Annotated in this window: 14 protein-coding genes; 4 read left to right on the top strand and 10 right to left on the bottom strand. The window is 36.8% G+C overall.

The features are described 5' to 3' along the window. Positions 1–407: 407 nt before the first annotated feature. Positions 408–1022, bottom strand: a complete 615-nt coding sequence (locus tag BQ5209_RS09730; protein ID WP_085248525.1) for an MFS transporter — start codon at positions 1020–1022, stop codon at positions 408–410. A gap of 9 nt (positions 1023–1031) precedes the next feature. Beyond that, a complete protein-coding gene (locus BQ5209_RS09735) occupies positions 1032–2558 on the bottom strand; it encodes a fused MFS/spermidine synthase (protein WP_085248527.1) in 1527 nt (508 codons plus the stop codon). A gap of 287 nt (positions 2559–2845) precedes the next feature. On the opposite strand from BQ5209_RS09735, the gene gltB reads away from it, so the two are divergent. Both gltB and BQ5209_RS09745 read left to right on the top strand, forming a co-directional pair. Further along, positions 2846–7303 (top strand): glutamate synthase large subunit, encoded by a 4458-nt coding sequence (gene gltB / locus BQ5209_RS09740; RefSeq protein WP_085248529.1) that lies wholly within the window; start codon positions 2846–2848, stop codon positions 7301–7303. A gap of 13 nt (positions 7304–7316) precedes the next feature. Further along, positions 7317–8729 (top strand): glutamate synthase small subunit GltD family protein, encoded by a 1413-nt coding sequence (locus tag BQ5209_RS09745; RefSeq protein WP_085248531.1) that lies wholly within the window; start codon positions 7317–7319, stop codon positions 8727–8729. 505 nt (positions 8730–9234) lie between these two features. Here BQ5209_RS09745 and BQ5209_RS09750 read toward each other — a convergent pair. The 4 genes from BQ5209_RS09750 to mazG all read right to left on the bottom strand — a co-directional run bounded on the left by BQ5209_RS09750 (position 9235) and on the right by mazG (position 13233). Next, positions 9235–10698, bottom strand: a complete 1464-nt coding sequence (locus tag BQ5209_RS09750; RefSeq protein ID WP_085248533.1) for a hypothetical protein — start codon at positions 10696–10698, stop codon at positions 9235–9237. Positions 10699–11232: 534 nt separating this feature from the next. Next, positions 11233–11925, bottom strand: a complete 693-nt coding sequence (locus BQ5209_RS09755; RefSeq protein WP_085248535.1) for a glutathione S-transferase family protein — start codon at positions 11923–11925, stop codon at positions 11233–11235. A 71-nt stretch (positions 11926–11996) separates the two neighbouring features. Next, positions 11997–12437: a phage holin family protein gene (locus BQ5209_RS09760; RefSeq protein WP_085248536.1), complete on the bottom strand. Its 441-nt coding sequence runs from the start codon at positions 12435–12437 to the stop codon at positions 11997–11999. Then, entirely contained in the window at positions 12430–13233 is an 804-nt protein-coding gene (gene mazG / locus BQ5209_RS09765; protein WP_208610019.1) for a nucleoside triphosphate pyrophosphohydrolase, read from the bottom strand. Before mazG ends, BQ5209_RS09760 begins: the two co-directional genes overlap by 8 nt. 224 nt (positions 13234–13457) lie before the next feature. On the opposite strand from mazG, the gene BQ5209_RS09770 reads away from it, so the two are divergent. Next, positions 13458–15461 (top strand): OPT family oligopeptide transporter, encoded by a 2004-nt coding sequence (locus BQ5209_RS09770; protein WP_085248540.1) that lies wholly within the window; start codon positions 13458–13460, stop codon positions 15459–15461. 146 nt (positions 15462–15607) lie between these two features. After that, positions 15608–17530 (top strand): ABC transporter ATP-binding protein, encoded by a 1923-nt coding sequence (locus tag BQ5209_RS09775; RefSeq protein ID WP_085248542.1) that lies wholly within the window; start codon positions 15608–15610, stop codon positions 17528–17530. Between the two features lie 67 nt (positions 17531–17597). Here BQ5209_RS09775 and BQ5209_RS09780 read toward each other — a convergent pair whose 3' ends face one another. The 4 genes from BQ5209_RS09780 to BQ5209_RS09795 form a co-directional block, all read right to left on the bottom strand. Beyond that, complete coding sequence (locus tag BQ5209_RS09780; RefSeq protein WP_085248544.1) at positions 17598–18002, bottom strand: hypothetical protein; 405 nt, start codon at positions 18000–18002, stop codon at positions 17598–17600. Between the two features lie 375 nt (positions 18003–18377). After that, positions 18378–18926 carry a transcription termination/antitermination protein NusG gene (nusG, locus tag BQ5209_RS09785; protein ID WP_085248546.1) on the bottom strand — a complete coding sequence of 183 codons (549 nt, stop codon included), beginning with the start codon at positions 18924–18926 and terminating at the stop codon, positions 18378–18380. Position 18927: 1 nt separating this feature from the next. Then, complete coding sequence (gene secE, locus BQ5209_RS09790) at positions 18928–19329, bottom strand: preprotein translocase subunit SecE (protein ID WP_085248548.1); 402 nt, start codon at positions 19327–19329, stop codon at positions 18928–18930. A gap of 139 nt (positions 19330–19468) precedes the next feature. Continuing rightward, positions 19469–19574: EF-Tu C-terminal domain-related protein (locus BQ5209_RS09795; RefSeq protein ID WP_208610004.1), on the bottom strand; the 106-nt coding region annotated here is incomplete at its 5' end.

Raw genomic sequence — 19574 nt, forward strand, 5'->3', positions numbered from 1 at the left:
TTAGCTTCATTAATAATGCCAATATAAGTTATTATAAGATTAACTTATAAGTAATATTTATTTGACTAATATCCCTATGTTCTCTAATTTCTGATTCATTTAAGAAATGTGCAATTATGAGATGATTACATTGATAACCGCATGTTTACTTTTGTCGGTTTCAAGTGGCAAAGATGCTTAGCATCTTTGCCAAGTTCACACTCCTGCTGTTGATTCTGTTACTGTAAAAGCATCACGATCAAATGGATCGAAATAAACTTTTACTTTTGTGAGTTTAACAATATAAAGGCTCGAATTAAGGATACTTATTAACTCATAGACTTTTACTGTAGGTACTAAATACTCATAATATCATAATAATCAGTTGCTTATAATTTTTAAAGTTTTTATAGTTTTCTATCTTTCTATCAACTCTTTTGTATTTTTGCTTTGTTAAAAAATAGATAAGCAAGTATAGCAACAATAAAATTACCTAAAGCTGCAAATATCGTTACAACATTAAGAGTAAAATAGCTAAATAAAATAAATCCTGTTAAAGCTGCACCAACTGCCGCACCAAAAGTATTAATAGAATAAAGATGTCCAGTGGTTTGACCTATATTTTTCCAAAATTGAGCAATATAAGTAATTAAAATTGGAAGTGTTGCCCCCATTAAAAGTGCCGGAACAAGCACCAATAAAAAATTAACAATCGCAACAACGATCAAACTATAAACAATAAAAATATCCCCAATAAATAAGATAAGTTGATAACTAATTAGCCCAAATAAACCAATGCCAAATTCACTAAAACAAAAAAACTGTAGTGCTTTATTAGGGTATTTATCGACAATTTTTCCGCCACCAAGTGCACCTAAACCAAGGCCTAACATAAAGGCCGATACAATAATTGCAACAGAATCAACATCGGACCCAAACGCAGAATAAAGTGCCCGTTGCCAAGCAACTTGATAAGTTAATCCGCTCATTCCAGAAATAAAAAATAGAGTACTTAATAGTAGTAATTGTTTTTTGGTTAACATAAAGGTTCCTTATTTATTTCCAAAAATTCCGTATTTATATTCTGTTATCATATTGCTATCGGTAATAATTTCCGTTTCCCGCTCCAAATTATAAAGTTTTTCAACATCATCTAAACTTAATAATTTTGTCACTAAGGTTTTCTTATAAGCACCGTTTGCAAGTTGTTTTGACTCTTCATTAAATAACGGTCTACCATCTAAAACTAGCTTATCAAGACGCTCTTTACCAACACTTTCATCAATTTTAATTATTGAATCAGAAGCATAAATAAAGCCAAGTGTGCCCCAATATGCATGGTTAAATACCGATTGGGCGGTTTTTAATGTATCAGGTGAACGAGTACTATTAAAAGCCAAAATACCATCAGGATTTAATGAATCATGTAATATTTTCATCATCTCTTGCGATAATAAATTAGTTGAACCTGAACGCCAATGATAAGTGGTATTCATAACGATTAAATCATATTTTTTGTCACTATTTCGTTTAAGCCAACGCCGACCGTCATCAATGTAGATATTAATTTTAGGATCATCTAATATTGGTGAGACAACCGCATATTGCTTAATAATATCTAGATAGCCTTTATTGATTTCAATAGCATCAATGGTTTCTAATGTTGGGAAACTTGATAATGCACGAGTCCATGCCCCACCACTCACTCCAATAACCAGCGCTTTTTTAGGGTTTGGGTGGATTGCCGCTAATAAGTAAAGTCGATTTAGGTCATTTATATCAGTATCTGGATCTACATTTAAAATACCATCATACATCCTATTACCTAATATAATATTTTTTCTTCCGTAACTATCATCATCGACGATATGAATTACACCATAACGATTTTCTATATAATAACTGATGGATGCCTCTTCTTTGAGCATATTTTTGAAAATATAATCAGTATGTTTATCCACTAAATAAAAGCAACTACTACCAACTACAACAACACCAATAATAGAAAATATCGATTTTTTAATTATCATCAACCCGCCTAATAAGATACAAACGATACCGATTAGAATGAACATTGATGAAATAGAGATATAATCAAGAAAAATACCACCAATTAATAAGCTACCTAGCGTTGAGCCAACAATATTAAAGAAATAGACTTTAGATACAGATGCACCTACTTTTCCATCGGCAATGCGCGTACCTAAATGGTGTACGAGGGGAAATAATATTGCCTTTAAAGCTGCAACGATAAATATTAAAATACAACATATAGATAACCATAGTCCTAATGCGCTTACTTGAGTGGCGCATTGAATGATAAATGGCGTCAATATATCAATAAAACCCGCAAAGATTAAAACTATCCCACCAGCCAATAATAGGTTTGAATAGCGTGTACAAATCGCCTTACCTCTATTTGCTCCAAAGGCAATACCTAATAGGAAAAAGAACAGCACGATTGCAAAAGCATAAGGTGCGCCTCCCAACATAAAACTAACTATTCTAAACCAGAGCATTTCTTGCCCTAAGCTCATAAGTCCAACTAAAAGCGAAATACACCAAGCAAAATATTTCATAGCGATTTTTCCAAAAGGATGCTTATTATTTATGCTGAATTATAGTTAATAAAGCAATTAATTGCTACTATTTTAACCGATTAATAGTTTACCTCTAATTATGAAATATGAACATAATACAAACCACTATTAGCCTTATTAATAACACCAATATAAATTATTAGAAGATTGACTTATAAGTAATATTTATTTGACCAAAAACTGATTTTTAATTAACTTCACACCTAATATGGGATTAATGCCTATACTTTCTCAAATTATAAAAGCGATGAACTAGAGGCAATGATATGTTATATAATCAGCATCATGAAAAAGATAACTGCGGATTTGGGCTAATTGCTCACATTGAAGGGCAACCAAGTCATAAAGTGGTGCGTACTGCAATTCACGGTTTAGCCAGAATGCAACACCGCGGCGCCATTTTATCTGATGGAAAAACTGGCGACGGTTGTGGTCTTTTATTGCAAAAACCCGATCGATTTTTTAGAGTAATGGCACAAGACGCGGGCTGGCGTTTAGCGACTAATTATGCCGTTGGTATGCTATTTTTAAGCCAAGACGAAAAAGAAGCGCAAGCAAGCCGCGAGATTGTTGAAGAAGAATTAGCTGAAGAAACCTTATCTATTCTAGGTTGGCGTGAAGTACCGATTGATAAAAGCGTACTCGGTGAAATTGCGTTATCTTCATTACCAAAAATCGAACAAGTCTTTGTTAATGCGCCCGCCGGTTGGACAAAAATCGATTTAGAACGTCGCTTATATATGGTGCGTCGCCGAATTGAAAAACGGGTGAAAGACGATACATTTTACGTTTGTAGCTTCTCCAATCAGGTCAATATCTATAAAGGCTTATGTATGCCTAAAGATTTACCTCGGTTCTATTTAGATTTGGCTGATATCCGCATGGAAACGGCTATTTGTTTATTCCATCAACGGTTCTCAACTAATACCGTGCCACGTTGGCCATTAGCGCAACCTTTTCGCCATCTGGCGCATAATGGTGAAATCAATACCATCGAAGGTAACCGCCAATGGGCAAAAGCGCGCTCATACAAATTTAAAACGCCACTCATTCCAGACTTACAAGATGCCGCACCGTTTGTGAATGTCACTGGTTCTGATTCGAGTTCATTAGATAACATGCTAGAGCTATTCCTTGTTGGTGGAATGGATATTGTACGAGCTATGCGCCTGCTTGTTCCCCCTGCTTGGCAAAATAATCCTGACATGAACGAAGACCTGCGTGCCTTTTTCGATTTCAACTCAATGCATATGGAACCTTGGGATGGACCTGCGGGTATTGTCATGTCAGATGGACGTTATGCGGCATGTAATTTAGACCGTAATGGATTACGTCCTGCGCGTTATGTAATAACGACAGACAAACTTATTACCTGTGCCTCTGAAATTGGTATCTGGGACTATCAACCTGATGAAGTTGTCACTAAAGGTCGTGTTGGCCCGGGTGAATTATTAGTTATCGATACCGAAGAAGGTCGCATATTACAATCGTCTGAAACAGACAACGATTTACAAAAACGTCATCCTTATAAAGAATGGATGGCAAAAAATGTTAAACAGCTAATACCATTTGAAAACTTACCTGATGATAACATTGGTTCACGCAATTACGACGATACATTACTTGCCACTTATCAAAAACAGTTTGGTTATAGCGCTGAAGAGCTTGACCAGTGCATTCGTGTACTCGGTGAAAATGGTCAAGAAGCCACTGGGTCAATGGGTGATGATACGCCGTTTGCCGTATTATCAAGTAGACCTCGTTTAATTTATGACTATTTCCGCCAAAAATTTGCACAGGTCACAAATCCACCTATCGATCCACTACGTGAAGCGCATGTTATGTCGCTTTCAACCAGCATCGGTCGAGAAATGAACGTATTTGCCGAAGCAGAAGGTCAAGCGCATCGTGTGGCATTTAAATATCCAGTTTTAGTTTATTCTGATTTACAACAATTAACCTCGTTAGAGTCGCGTTACTACAAATCAGAAACATTAGACATCACTTATGACATTGATGGCAGCTTACGTGATGCCATTGAACAATTATGTGGTGATGCCGAAGCAAAAGTGCGTAATGGCACAGTCTTACTGATTTTATCAGATAAAAACATCGCGGCCGATCGCTTACCAATTCCGGCACCAATGGCTGTTGGTGCTGTACAACAGCGCTTAGTTGAAAAAAATTTACGTTGTGATGCCAATATCATTGTTGAAACTGCAAGTTGTCGTGATCCACATCAATTTGCAGTGCTGCTTGGTTTTGGAGCAACAGCAATTTACCCTTACTTAGCCTATGAAACCTTAGGTCAAATGGTCGATAATGGCACAATAAATAAATCTTATCGCGAAGCAATTCTTAATTACCGCAATGGGATCAACAAAGGCCTATACAAAATCATGTCTAAAATGGGGATATCAACCGTTGCCTCTTACCGCTGCTCAAAACTGTTTGAAGCGGTTGGATTACATAAGGATGTGGTTGAGCTTTGTTTCCAAGGTGTCACTAGCCGTATTAGTGGTGCTAATTTTGATGATTTTACACAAGACCAATTTAACTTATCGAAAAGTGCATGGTTAAAAAGAAAACCATTAGAACAAGGTGGACTACTTAAATTTGTCCATGGTGGCGAATATCATGCCTATAACCCAGATGTGGTACAGTCACTACAAAAAGCGGTCAATAATGGCAATTATGACGATTACAAACGTTATGCTGATATCGTCAATCATCGCCCTATTACCACATTACGTGATTTATTAAAACTCAATCCACCTAAAGATGCAGCTATTCCACTGGAACAAGTCGAACCTGAAGAATCGCTATTCAAACGCTTTGACTCAGCAGCCATGTCAATTGGTGCGCTGAGCCCAGAAGCGCACGAATCGCTTGCCGAAGCCATGAATACACTCGGTGGTTTTTCCAACTCAGGGGAAGGTGGTGAAGATCCGGCACGCTACAACACCATAAAAGTTTCGCGCATAAAACAAGTTGCATCAGGCCGTTTTGGCGTAACGCCAAGTTACTTAATGAGTGCTGATGTTATCCAAATTAAAGTCGCACAAGGCGCAAAACCGGGGGAAGGTGGTCAGCTACCCGGTGATAAAGTAACGCCTTATATTGCAAAATTACGTTTTTCGGTACCCGGTGTTACTTTGATTTCGCCACCACCTCATCACGACATCTATTCAATTGAGGACTTAGCGCAACTTATTTTTGACCTTAAACAGGTTAACCCTAACGCAATGATTTCAGTCAAATTAGTATCTGAACCAGGCGTTGGTACCATTGCAACTGGTGTTGCTAAAGCTTATGCTGATCTCATCACCATTTCTGGTTATGACGGTGGAACCGGTGCGAGCCCATTAACATCGGTCAAATACGCAGGCTCACCTTGGGAGCTTGGACTGGTTGAAACACAACAATCGTTAGTCGCCAATGGGTTACGCCACAAAATCCGTCTACAAGTTGACGGTGGATTAAAAACCGGTACCGATATTGTCAAAGCTGCTATTTTAGGGGCGGAAAGCTTCGGATTTGGAACTGGTCCAATGGTCGCATTGGGTTGTAAATATCTGCGTATTTGTCACCTTAATAACTGTGCAACAGGTGTTGCAACACAAGATGAAAAATTACGTAGCGAGCACTATCATGGCCTGCCTGAAAAAGCCATGAACTACTTCCGCTTTATTGCACGTAATACACGAGAAGTGATGGCAGAACTAGGCGTAAGTCGAATTGTCGATTTAATCGGACGGACTGATTTATTATTAGAACTTGACGGCATCACTGCGAAACAACAAAAACTGGATCTATCTGGACTGCTAAAAACCGCCACCCCACTCGAAGGCAAACCGGTTTACTGCATAGAAGATAACAAACCCTTTGATAAAGGGGTACTCAATAAAGAGATCATCACGCAAGCACAACAATTTGTTGATAACCGTCAAAGCAAAAGCTTCTATTTTGACATTCAAAACACCGATCGCTCGGTTGGCACAAGCCTATCAGGCTATATTGCCCAAAAATATGGCGATCAAGGCTTAGTCACCGATCCGATCTCGCTAAACTTCAACGGCACGGCGGGGCAAAGTTTTGGCGTCTGGAATGCCGGCGGCGTGGACTTAACGCTAACCGGTGATGCCAATGATTATGTTGGTAAAGGTATGACTGGTGGTCGTATTGTCATTCGTCCACCACAAGGTTCGGCATTTCTAAGCCATGAAGCAACCATTGCAGGTAATACCTGCTTATATGGCGCTACAGGTGGTAAATTATTTGCCGCAGGTCGAGCAGGTGAACGTTTTGCTGTGCGTAATTCTGGCGCAATTAGTGTGGTTGAAGGTATTGGTGACAATGGCTGTGAATATATGACTGGTGGCATTGTCTGCGTATTAGGCAAAACAGGCGTTAACTTTGGTGCGGGTATGACCGGTGGTTTTGCTTATATTTTAGATACAGATGGTGATTTTCATAAACGCATTAATAAAGAGTTAGTAGAACTATTAAATGTTGCCGATTATTCAATTCATGAAGAACATTTACGTGGTTTGATAATGGAGCATGCTCAACTTACTCATTCATCACGGGCTGAAGAAATTTTGGCTAATTGGAATGATTTTGCCAAACAATTTGTATTAGTCAAACCAAAATCCAGTGATGTCAAAGCATTACTTGGACACCGCAGTCGCTCATCGGCAGAACTGCACGTCCAAGCACAGTAAGGAGAACACGAAAATGAGTCAAAATGTTTATCAATTTATCGATTTACAACGTGTTGAACCACCGAAAAAACCGTTGAACATACGCAAAATTGAATTTGTTGAAATTTACGAAGGATTTTCATCTTCACAATCCCAAGCTCAAGCTGATCGCTGCCTCGCTTGCGGTAACCCTTATTGTGAATGGCGTTGCCCTGTTCATAACTATATTCCAAACTGGTTAAAATTAGTTAACGAAGGTAAAATTTTAGAAGCGGTTGAACTCTCGCACCAAACCAACAGCCTGCCCGAAGTTTGTGGTCGAGTCTGCCCACAAGATCGCCTTTGTGAAGGCTCTTGCACCTTAAATGCTGAATTTGGTGCTGTCACCATTGGGAATATTGAACGTTATATTACTGATGAAGCTTTTAAAATGGGATGGAAACCTAACCTATCGAATGTTGAACAAACGGGGTTAAAAGTCGCGGTTATTGGTGCAGGCCCTGCTGGTCTTGCTTGTGCTGATGTTTTAGTACGAAATGGCGTAATGCCCGTTGTATTTGATCGACACCCAGAAATTGGCGGATTACTCACTTTTGGCATTCCGGCGTTTAAACTCGATAAAGAAGTATTAATCAATCGAAGACGCATTTTTACTGAAATGGGCATTGAATTCCGTCTCAATACCGAAGTGGGTAAAACTATCCAACTAGATGACCTACTCAATGAGTTTGATGCGGTTTTTGTTGGCACAGGCACTTACCAATCAATGCGAGCCGGTCTTTCAAATGAAAATGCTGACGGCGTTTACGATGCACTGCCATTTTTAATTGCCAATACCAAGCACCTCATGCAACATCAACAAACCCAAGATGCACCTTACATTGACATGAAAAATAAACGTGTGGTTGTGCTTGGTGGTGGTGATACGGCAATGGACTGTGTACGAACCGCGATTCGCCAAGGCGCTACCGAAGTAACTTGTGCTTATCGCCGAGACGAAGCCAATATGCCGGGCTCTAAACGAGAAGTTAAAAATGCAAAAGAAGAAGGTGCAAAATTCCAATTTAATGTACAACCACTAAGCATTGAAATTAACAGCACTGGACAAGTGACAGGCGTAAAAATGGTCCGAACCGAGCTTGGCGAGCCCGACACAAAAGGTCGACGTTCACCAGTCATGATTGAAGGTTCAGAATTTGTCCTACCTGCCGATGCAGTGGTAATGGCATTTGGATTTAAGCCACATGCTATGCCGTGGTTGGAAGAACAAGGGGTTGATTTTGATGCACAAGGTCGAATCATTGCGCCAGAAGCTAACGGTTACCAAACGAGTAATGCTAAAATCTTTGCCGGTGGCGATGCCGTTCGGGGGTCGGATTTAGTGGTAACGGCGATTAATGAAGGGCGCAAAGCGGCAGAAGGCATATTGGATTACTTAGAAGTTTAACTTATATACCATTTCAACTTAAGATAACACCCGCTTATTTTAAGCGGGTTTATTTTCTACATCCTACAGTAGATTTTACATAATAATAAAAAAATAACTGATAATTTAGCTATAAAAATAAAGCAATTTCAAGCTGAAACGGTATAAAATCAAATATAACTTTATTTCACGTACATGTATCTTCGTATCACCAAACCTGAACTTTTTTGATTAAGCTTTTGATGAAAAATCCTCAAACCTTTTTTCAAAAACACTTGCCAAAAGCTTCAGGTAATTAAATAGTTGAACATAAAATAAGTTTTTGAGTTCTGTTGCGAGAGGTTTTCTTGTTTTTTACATTACGGAAAAGAACTTTTATTGTAAGTTAGCTATAAAAGCGTATTGATCACTAATTTTGTTAGTTCATTCCCATAACGAGGGCAACTTTTCCTTAGTTGCTAAATCTTGATTACTTCTAATCCAGTTAGCAACATTAGCAACAAGACCAAAGAGCAAGTGCTAAAATTTAAGGATAAACACATATCCCAGAGCGGAGGCTCGATGAATCTTCGCCGACAATAAAGCCCATATATGAGGAGACACCAAAGCTTTTACTCTTATTACTTATATCACTTGTCCAATAGATTACGTATTCAAATTCTGAATCAGGATAAGCATCCATCGCCCCCCATTCACTGAAAAAACCACCAGCTATTCGGCGATGGTAATTGTTACCTGATGATGACGGAGTGGCGCCAACTGATCCTTCGCAGGAAAGACCACTTGAATTATCACAAATCGCATTAGTAAGGTCTCTTACTTGTGTCAAACGATATCCTAAGTTTGAACACCAAGTTGCAGTACCGGAAGCTGAATTGTATCGACTTCCGCTACTGACGAACCACTTATTTAATTCAAATCCATAAGTTAATATCACTTTACCACTACTATCTTTACCAAGTAACTCAAATTTCTGTGGTAAGGCTGGTTTAACAATAGGACTAGAAGTTTGTTCTGCTACTGGGCCTGTTAAGGTAACTAGCACCCTGGAGCCTGTTGAATTTGGTTTTGTAGTGACTGTTATACCGCCCTTTGTGATAGTTGATGGCCAAGTCAGAGGACCAACACCTTCTATTTTCAAATAAAAATATAGACCATTCGCACCTGTGGTTGGAAAGTTAAGGTTGTAAGATTTAGGTGTAAAGGATTGAGGTATAAAACCCTCACTTGGTTCCCACATGTAAGCAGGACCAGCGTAATTACCTAGGTCCTCCACTGAACCAGTTGCTAAGTAGCAAATTATAGGGGAAGGCTTTGGTGTGATATAATAAGTTACTTTATTACCCCAAAAAGTTCGGCTATTAGGTATACCGTACTTCGTACTTAGACTACCAACAGAACTACTCAGCTCCACTTGGTAAGGTGCGTTACAAGTTCTTAACACATCATGACGTCCAACTGTGTGACCATATTTATCCGTGATATTAACCGTTAAAGTACCAGTTGCGGTTATTCCATCTACCTCTTGTCCATCACCATCATCATCAGCAGCCCAGTAGTTATTTTGCGTGCCATCAATGAGTTGGTTGTACTCAATTGAATTAGTTGTTGTTGGTACAACCATACCAATAGTTGAAAAGTTATCCTTTAGATCGGGCAACTCTATTGGTTTTGTATGTGATGAAGGATTATTTTTTGGCGTAATAATTTGACCATCTGATAGAGTGATACTTAATAAATCTTCCGTTGTACTAGCTTTAATTTTACCTCCATCAAGCATAAAATATGGTGCCGTACCTTGAATCGTGCTTGATGTATAAGCTGATAATGCCCGCGAACATGATGAATAAGGCAATAGAAACAAGAACATTAATGCTAAAGGGACTTTAGATGATAATAATAAGATTAGTGAAAATAATCGGCTAGAGTGATACCTTAAAACATAAAATACATAAGGTTGCCATTTCCAGTAGCTAACATAATACCTCATAACATTCCGCCTATCAAGTAATCTCTTTTATTAAACTAACTTAGCTTTACAATTAATTAAGTATAGACGTTTCAAAAAAACTTGCCACTTTTTTGGTAAAAGAATTGTAAAGTTTTGTTAATCATATCTTAATTATACTTTTGCATAAAATCTTAGAAACTTTATTAAAAATTTCCAAGTAGCACACACTTGAGTATAAAAATTAGTTTTTTATCGAGACGTTTTGTTTCAGCTGTTTTTGTTTTAGTGAAAGATTAAAATTTTCAGATGAACAAGAAGATGATAGATGCTATTTCAAGCATAAGATTGGTGCTAGTACATGTTTATTAATTTTAGTAATAATTCCTTTTGTAGTTTTATATTCATATTATCTTTCGTTAAGAACAAAATTCGTTTGATAAACGACTATTGATGAATAACTAATAATCATTGTTTAGATATGAATAATATTGCTTTGTGTGTAAACTAATAACATAACCTCAAAAATTTGAGGCTATCACATGACTAATTCAGCAATATTTTAGAACCTGCTACTTATCTATGTAGACGATAAGGTTGATCCATTACAATAAAGTCTTTTTCTTGCATTGCGCCATTTATCCATTCTTTAACGCTATTAGTTTGACAAATAGTGTCAATGTAGTTGGCTAACGTTGCCGATGTTTTAATACCAAAATTTTTGAGTCTTAAGCACATTGGCGCATAGAAAGCATCAGCAAGAGTAAACTCACCAAATAAGTAGTCAGATTCAGATGAATTAAGATTTAAGAAAGAAGATAACAATTCATCAAGATGAGAAATTTCGTTTTTAACATCAGCATGATCACGTAAAATAATTTGCCCTATTTCGAAAAACTCCGCTTCAATATTCATCGGTAAATGGTTTCGTATTGCTGGAAATCCTGAATGCATTTTAGCCACTAAACTTCGAGCTATAGCTCTTTTCTTAGTATCTGTCGGCCATAAAGCTAAGTTGGTATGTTTTTCAGCCAAGTATTCACAAATAGCCAAAGAATCAGATATAACCACATCATTATCAACTAAAATGGGGACTGTTCCATATTTCGATATTGCAAATACGGTTGCTTTAAAAGTAGAATTATCGTCAAAGTTATCAAATCGAATAAGCTGTTCATCAAAAGGGATGCAAAAATGCTTCATTGCAACCCAAGGTCGCATAGACCATGTTGAGTAGTTTTTATTGCCTATATAAAGTTTGTAATTCATCCCCAATCTCCATTTAATTTAATAATATAATGGATAATTCATATTTATCTGTTTTCGTGGTTTTGTTTTTATTACAAATAAACCACATGCTTACCTTTTTCTGGTTGGAAAGTCGCTTTGCCAAATTCATCTAAGAAATAGGCAATATGATCGGCTTTATCCCCCACTAAACGCCCTTTTACTTTGTTCCATGTCATAAGTACTATCATGGCATCAGGTTCACAGCAAATTAACATGGGTTGTTCAAACTCTTCGTTCCAATAAAACTCACCACCGTATAATTTATGGGCGGTGAGTAATAAATAACATCCGTATTCCTGCGATATCATGTTGAGTTGTTCTTCTGATATGCTGAAGTTCTTTTCAGCCAGTTCACTGATAATCATTTCAACGACAGAGATACTCTTTTCGGAATAATCGAGCTGATTAATACTCCAAGTTGGGCTGTTTAAAATGGCATTTTGTGCCCATGCTTCGATTTCTTGATACAGTTCGTTTTTTTGTTCAGTCATGATGAGTTACTTCACTATTAGGGTTAATTTGTTCTAGTTGTTTAACACTTTGCCACGCGTCTTCCATTTGTTCAAGCGTTGCATCAATTAAAGACAAATTTTTTTGTTTAAGTATCGATTCTACTTGCTGAAATCGCCGAGTAAATTTTTTATTAGCTTGCTGTAAACAAAGTTCTGATTTAACCCTTAAATGCCTAGCTAAATTGACGGTAGCAAACAATAAATCACCTAACTCTTCTTCAATTTTTTGTGGATCTTGTTTGGTTCGTTCTAATTCTTGCTCAACTTCACCAATTTCCTCTTTTACCTTATCAAGTACAGGTTTTATATCATGCCAATCAAAACCAACCGAGGCGCAACGCTTTTGAATTTTTTCAGCTTGCATTAAGGCGGGTATTGCTTGGGGAATATCATCAAGCAATGAGTATTGTGCTTTTTGATCGCGCTCTTTTTGTTTAAGTTGTTCCCAGTTAGGTTTTTCAACCTTATTTTCGGTAAAAATATGGGGATGACGATAAACTAATTTATCAGCAACCGCTAAACAGACCTCATCTAAATCAAAGCTTCCTTGTTCTTGGGCTAAATCAGCATAAAAGACAATGTGAAATAGTAAATCTCCAAGTTCTTTTTTTAATTCATCCATGTCTTGTTTATCAATGGCATCAAGTACTTCGTACGTTTCTTCTAATGTATATGATTTTAAAGACGCAAAAGTTTGAACTCGATCCCATTCACAACCATTAACAGGATCACGAAGTTGTTTGATAATAGCTTGTAAACGCTGTAATCCGTTCAAAATATCCTCCACAAATAAGTAATTGCTTAGTTTCATTGTAAAGGTTTCATCGCAAAAAGGTTATTTTTTAAAGATTAATTTCAATATATTTTGATGTTATTGGTAATTATTTCACCAAAAATAGCGATAAAATCCACAAAAATACGTCTATTTACAGAACTTCTAGCCGATAAAAGCGAATTAAGTATATAATACCCCCCTATTAAATTGACTTTATTAAAAATATGAATAATTTACGTGAACTTACTTTAAGAGGCACCATCCTTGGTGCCTTTATTACTGTCATTTTTACTGCATCGAATGTTTATCTTGGTTTAAAAGTGGGATTAACGTTTTCATCTGCAATTCCTGCTGCAGTGATTTCAATGGCAATATTGAAACTGTTTTCGGGATCAACTATTTTAGAAAATAACATGGTGCAAACTCAGGCATCGGCAGCAGGCACATTATCTTCCATTATTTTTGTGCTTCCTGGTTTGTTAATGATTGGTTACTGGCAAAACTTTCCCTTTTGGCTAACCTTTGCAATATGTGCCGCTGGTGGAATGCTTGGGGTTTTATTTTCAATCCCATTGCGACATGTAATGGTCGTTAAAAGTAATTTGCCTTATCCTGAGGGAGTGGCTGCCGCTGAAATTTTAAAGGCTGGTTCGAAATCCGATAATAACGAAGCTAATGATGGATTAAAGGATATCTTATTTGGTGGTGTTATTGCCTCTATTGTTAGTCTATTTACTAATGGTTTTCGTCTTTTATCTGAAAGTACCGCTTATTGGTTTACTGCTGGCAAGTCCATTTTTCAACTACCTTTGGGATTTTCTTTAGCATTACTGAGCGCCGGTTATTTGATCGGGATTATGTCAGGAATTGCTATTTTAATTGGAACCATTATTGGTTGGGTATTTGGCGTTCCAATTTTAAGTGCAATTACCGATTATGATACCAGTCTGCCTTTATCTAAAGTTGCAATGGGATTTTGGGCAAAAGATATACGCTTTATTGGTGCGGGAGTGATTGCTATTGCAGCGGTTTGGACACTACTTACGTTAATAAAACCAATGATAGAAGGATTAAAAATCTCATTTAAAAGTATGCGTTCAGATGTATCAGGAAACGATATCGCACCAACCGAGCGAGATTTATCACCAAAAGCTATTTTATTAATCATGGGCAGTATGTTAGTCATTTTGCTAACAACATTTTATTCATTTATTGCTGATAGTGGCTTATCGACAGGCGTGGCTTGGACATTAGTTTTTTGCGCAGTATTATTTGCTTTCATTATGGGCTTTTTAGTGGCTGCAGCTTGTGGGTACATGGCAGGGCTTGTTGGCTCATCAGCAAGCCCAATATCAGGAATAGCAATTGTTGCTGTAGTTGTCATTTCATTAATCTTATTGGGCTTAGGCGAAGCGAATGGTATGCTAGCTTCTATCGAAGGCTCCAACTTTGCAACAGCACTTGCACTCTTTACTACCAGCGCTGTATTAGCAATAGCTTGTATTTCAAATGATAATCTACAAGACTTAAAAACAGGTTATTTAGTTAATGCTACACCATGGAAGCAACAAGTGGCATTATTACTTGGCTGTGTTGTTGGTGCCATTGTTATTGCGCCTATTTTAGAAATTTTATATAACGCTTATGGCTTTACCGGCGCTTTACCTCGCGCTGAGATGGATGCAACTCAAGTTTTGGCTGCACCACAAGCAACGCTTATGACAACAATTGCTAAAGGTATTTTTGCCCATCAACTTGACTGGACTATGATTTTAATAGGACTTGCTTTAGGTGCTGGTATTATCGTTATTGATTTAATTCTTGCTAAAAATAAATTTAACTTTCGTATACCTGCGCTTGCTGTTGGTTTAGGTATTTATTTACCGCCAAGTATTACAACACCGATTATTATCGGTACTTTATTATCATGGATAATTAAACGTAATACTTACAAAAAAGCTAAAGCACAAAATTTAGATCCACAAGAGCAATTCAAAAAGGCTGATCGAAAAGCGGCATTAATTGCATCTGGATTGATTGTTGGGGAAAGCTTAGTGGGCGTTCTATTAGCCATTGTAATTGTGATTAGCATTACCAATGGTGGAAACGATGCCCCACTTGCAATACCTCTCGATTTAGGTATGTTACCTGATCTTTTAGGTCTCTTTGTTTTTGTTGGCATATGTACTTTTTTTATTCGCCGTGCTTTATCAGCAGTAAAAAAATAGTCCTGTGAATAATTAAATTTAAGCCCTTTTTGTTTTAACAAAGGGCTTTTTTGTTTAAATTGATTGTTTTATAACGTTCCTAATTTTGGATGATTAAAACAATTTTTTATTAACCTATTTTACTTTGAATAATAGACAAAAATACCATGATAGTTTTTGATTCAATCCAAGTGCGCCGAGGCGTTAACTTACTTTTAGATAATGCTTCAGCAACCATTAATCCTCAACAAAAAGTGGGATTAGTAGGTAAAAATGGTTGCGGAAAATCGACACTCTTTTCACTAATTAAAGGTGAAATTCAAGCAGATGCTGGCACATTAAGTATACCATCGCAATGGCAACTTGCTTGGGTCAATCAAGAAACACCCGCATTAGATATCCCTGCGATTGAATATGCTATTGATGGCGATCGTGAATATCGTCAATTAGAAAAGCAGTTAAATATTGCCAATGAGCAAAATAATGGTCAACAAATTGCGGTCATTCATGAAAAGCTTGATACCATTGATGCTTGGACAATTCGCGCTCGAGCGGCAACCTTACTACATGGTCTTGGTTTTTCTAATGAACAATTAATGTTACCGGTTAAGTCCTATTCCGGTGGTTGGCGAATGCGATTAAACTTAGCTCAAGCATTGATGTGTCGTTCTGATTTATTATTGCTTGATGAACCAACCAATCATCTTGATTTAGATGCTGTCATTTGGCTTGAAAAGTGGTTAAATAGCTATCCGGGAACGTTGGTTTTAATCTCTCACGATCGTGATTTTTTGGATCCATTAGTTAACAAAATTATTCATATTGAACAAAAAAGTTTATTTGAATACACCGGTAACTACTCTTCATTTGAGATTCAACGATCTACTAAGTTAGCACAACAACAGTCTCTTTATGAAAGCCAACAACTAAAAGTTGCACACTTACAAAATTATATCGATCGCTTTAGAGCCAAAGCAACAAAAGCTAAACAGGCACAAAGCCGTATAAAAATGTTAGAAAGAATGGAACTGATTGCACCTGCTCATGTTGATAATCCATTTCATTTTAATTTTAAGCCATCTGAATTCTTACCAAGTCCTTTGTTAATGATGGAAAAAGTTGTAGCGGGTTATGATGATAAAATTATACTAGAAAAAATTAAGCTTAATTTAGTCCCTGGTTCACGCATTGGCTTATTAGGGCGTAATGGTGCCGGGAAATCAACGCTTATTAAATTACTCGCCGGAGAACTTGCACCTAAAGAAGGACATATTAATCTCGCTAAAGGTGTTCAATTAGGCTATTTTGCTCAACATCAATTAGAATATCTACGCCCCGATGAGTCACCGCTTTGGCATTTAACGCAACTTGCCGAACCGAAAAATACAGAGCAAGAATTGCGTAATTATTTAGGTGGATTTGATTTTCAAGGCGATAAAGTCACCGAGCCAGTTAAAACTTTCTCAGGTGGTGAAAAGGCGCGACTTGTTTTAGCCTTAATTGTCTGGCAAAAACCGAATCTTCTTTTATTAGACGAACCAACTAACCATCTAGATTTAGATATGCGACAAGCGTTGACTGAAGCGCTAATTGATTTTGACGGTGCATTAGTTGTGGTGTCACATGATCGCCATTTACTACGTTCGACTACCGATGAATTCTATTTAGTCCATGATCATAAAGTTGAACCATTTGACGGCGATCTTGATGATTATCAAAAATGGTTAGCCGAAGCACAAAAAAATGATAACCAATCAAATGACGAAATAAATTCCCAAAAAAAAGAAAATACAAGTAATATATCAGCTCAAGATCGTAAAGAGCAAAAACGTAAACAAGCTGAATTACGTGCACAAATGCAGCCAATAAAAAAACAGTTACAAAAAGAAGAACAGATGCTTGATAAATTAACCCATCAATTAAAGCAAATTGAAGAACAACTTTCTGATCCTACAATCTATGACGCGAGCAATAAAAACGAACTTACAACTTTGTTACTAGAGCAAAGCCAACTTAAAAATCAATTAGAAGAAACAGAACTACAATGGTTAGAATTACAACAACAGCTGGAATCGTTTAATTTAGATTAAATTGATCATTTCGGTTAATAGGCTTGAGGTAATGGCTATCCATTGTCTATAAGCCAGCTATTTAAATTCATAGGTTATCCTCGCCAATGTTATCGACGATATCATAGATATACATTTTTGCCTGTTCAAAATCATATCCCTCAATACCAAAAACGGATGTGCAAGATATCATACCTTCAAGTATTAACATAATTAGGCAAGATGCTTGTTCACATGACTTTGTGCCTCCTAGACATTCAAAAATCCTATCTTGAATCCACTTTTTATGTTCACTAACAATAGCGCATATTTCTTCGCTTTTATTGTTATATTCAGACTTGGCTCGTACAAACATACAACCACGGTAATTATCATTCTTAAACCATTTTATATGCCATGAAATAATTGCATTGATTTTGTCTTTTTTTTCAGAAAAAACAGCGATAACATCTGTAAGTGATTTTTTAAAAAAATCATTCCGCCTAAGTAACACTTTACTTACAAGCTATAGGTTCGGTTTTATTAGTCATGGTTGCTTTAATAGTTAATAATATAGGAATCGAAGCACGCTGGCCTAACTATTGGTTGGGATATCACATTGATATGGGTAATTGATATGGGTAAAAGAATAAAAAAATCTAAAAAAGAATAGATTGCCTATATTATATTAATAATAAACTAAATTATGATCCTATAGTGGTTTTATCTACCTTGGCGACTCACTTTAATAAAATATATTAGATATAGAACTATTATTCTTAAATTCTCGAAAGGCATTATATTTATTTTATAAAAGAAAAACCACAAGATAGACTCTTGTGGTTTTGTAAAAGATATTGCTAATTCAGTAAAAAGCTATATCAAAAGATTAGCTCTTTTCAACTTGACTAAAATCTAGTTCTACAGGTGTCGAACGCCCAAAAATAGAAACGGAAACTTTTAAGCGGCTTTTTTCGTAATCAACTTCTTCAACTACACCGTTAAAGTCAGCAAATGGACCTTCGTTAACACGAACAAGTTCACCCGGCTCAAATAACGTTTTAGGACGCGGTTTATCACCAACTTGTTGTAAACGATTCATGATAGCATCAACTTCGCGTTGGCTAATTGGCGCAGGACGATCCGAAGTACCACCAATAAAGCCCATTGTTCTTGGTACGCTTTTTACTAAATGCCAAGTTGCATCATTCATCATCATTTCAACTAATACATAACCGGGGAAGAACTTACGTTCACTTTTGCGACGTTGACCACTTTTCATTTCAACAACTTCTTCGGTTGGAACCAATACTTCACCGAATGCATCTTCCATATTATGTAATTTGATATATTCACGTAATGATTGTGCAACACGTGCTTCGTAACCAGAATAAGCTTGAATAACATACCATCGTTTTTGTTGTTGTGTTTCACTCATATTAACGCCCTATTGATGTTAAATAAAAGATTATTGAACGGAATAAAGAATCCATTCCCCAAAGCGCTAAACCAACAATAACTGTGATAGCTGCAATAAGTAAAGTTGTCTGTGTCGTTTCTTTACGAGTTGGCCATACAACCTTTCTTAACTCTTTTCTAGATTCTTGTAAAAATGACAAAAATGACTTACCTTTGTTTGTTGTGATCGCAATAAGCAAAGTTAACAGCGAAATCACAACAACCACAATAATCCGAACGATTGTATTAGGTTGATATATATCATTAGGTTCAGCAAAATAAAAATTTCCCCAAACAACAAACGCAATCAATACTAGAACTAAACCCCATTTGAGTTTATCTAGAATAGTATTTGTATCTTGACTCTCGTTACTTACTAGCATATAAAACCTATGATTATGTTATTTATAGTAATATCTATTTTCCAAAATGCTCTTTTTATAAAAGCATTTTGCTAAACAGACTAGATAAGAAAGGGCATCAAATGATACCCTTTTCTCTTGCCACGAAGGCTTAATCACATTATTTGATAACTTTAGCAACAACACCTGCACCAACAGTACGACCACCTTCACGAATCGCAAAACGTAAACCTTCTGCCATCGCAATTGGGTGAATTAATGATACT

This window comes from Gilliamella mensalis, from assembly GCF_900103085.1.
In the GTDB taxonomy this organism is placed as follows: domain Bacteria; phylum Pseudomonadota; class Gammaproteobacteria; order Enterobacterales; family Orbaceae; genus Gilliamella; species Gilliamella mensalis.

What these genes read in the sequence shown, in the direction of transcription:
- BQ5209_RS09730 (WP_085248525.1), bottom strand. Translation starts at nt 1,022, where the DNA reads ATGTTAACCAAAAAACAATTACTACTATTAAGTACTCTATTTTTTATT.
- BQ5209_RS09735 (WP_085248527.1), bottom strand. Translation starts at nt 2,558, where the DNA reads ATGAAATATTTTGCTTGGTGTATTTCGCTTTTAGTTGGACTTATGAGC.
- gltB (WP_085248529.1), top strand. Translation starts at nt 2,846, where the DNA reads ATGTTATATAATCAGCATCATGAAAAAGATAACTGCGGATTTGGGCTA.
- BQ5209_RS09745 (WP_085248531.1), top strand. Translation starts at nt 7,317, where the DNA reads ATGAGTCAAAATGTTTATCAATTTATCGATTTACAACGTGTTGAACCA.
- BQ5209_RS09750 (WP_085248533.1), bottom strand. Translation starts at nt 10,698, where the DNA reads ATGAGGTATTATGTTAGCTACTGGAAATGGCAACCTTATGTATTTTAT.
- BQ5209_RS09755 (WP_085248535.1), bottom strand. Translation starts at nt 11,925, where the DNA reads ATGAATTACAAACTTTATATAGGCAATAAAAACTACTCAACATGGTCT.
- BQ5209_RS09760 (WP_085248536.1), bottom strand. Translation starts at nt 12,437, where the DNA reads ATGACTGAACAAAAAAACGAACTGTATCAAGAAATCGAAGCATGGGCA.
- BQ5209_RS09770 (WP_085248540.1), top strand. Translation starts at nt 13,458, where the DNA reads ATGAATAATTTACGTGAACTTACTTTAAGAGGCACCATCCTTGGTGCC.
- BQ5209_RS09775 (WP_085248542.1), top strand. Translation starts at nt 15,608, where the DNA reads ATGATAGTTTTTGATTCAATCCAAGTGCGCCGAGGCGTTAACTTACTT.
- nusG (WP_085248546.1), bottom strand. Translation starts at nt 18,926, where the DNA reads ATGAGTGAAACACAACAACAAAAACGATGGTATGTTATTCAAGCTTAT.
- secE (WP_085248548.1), bottom strand. Translation starts at nt 19,329, where the DNA reads ATGCTAGTAAGTAACGAGAGTCAAGATACAAATACTATTCTAGATAAA.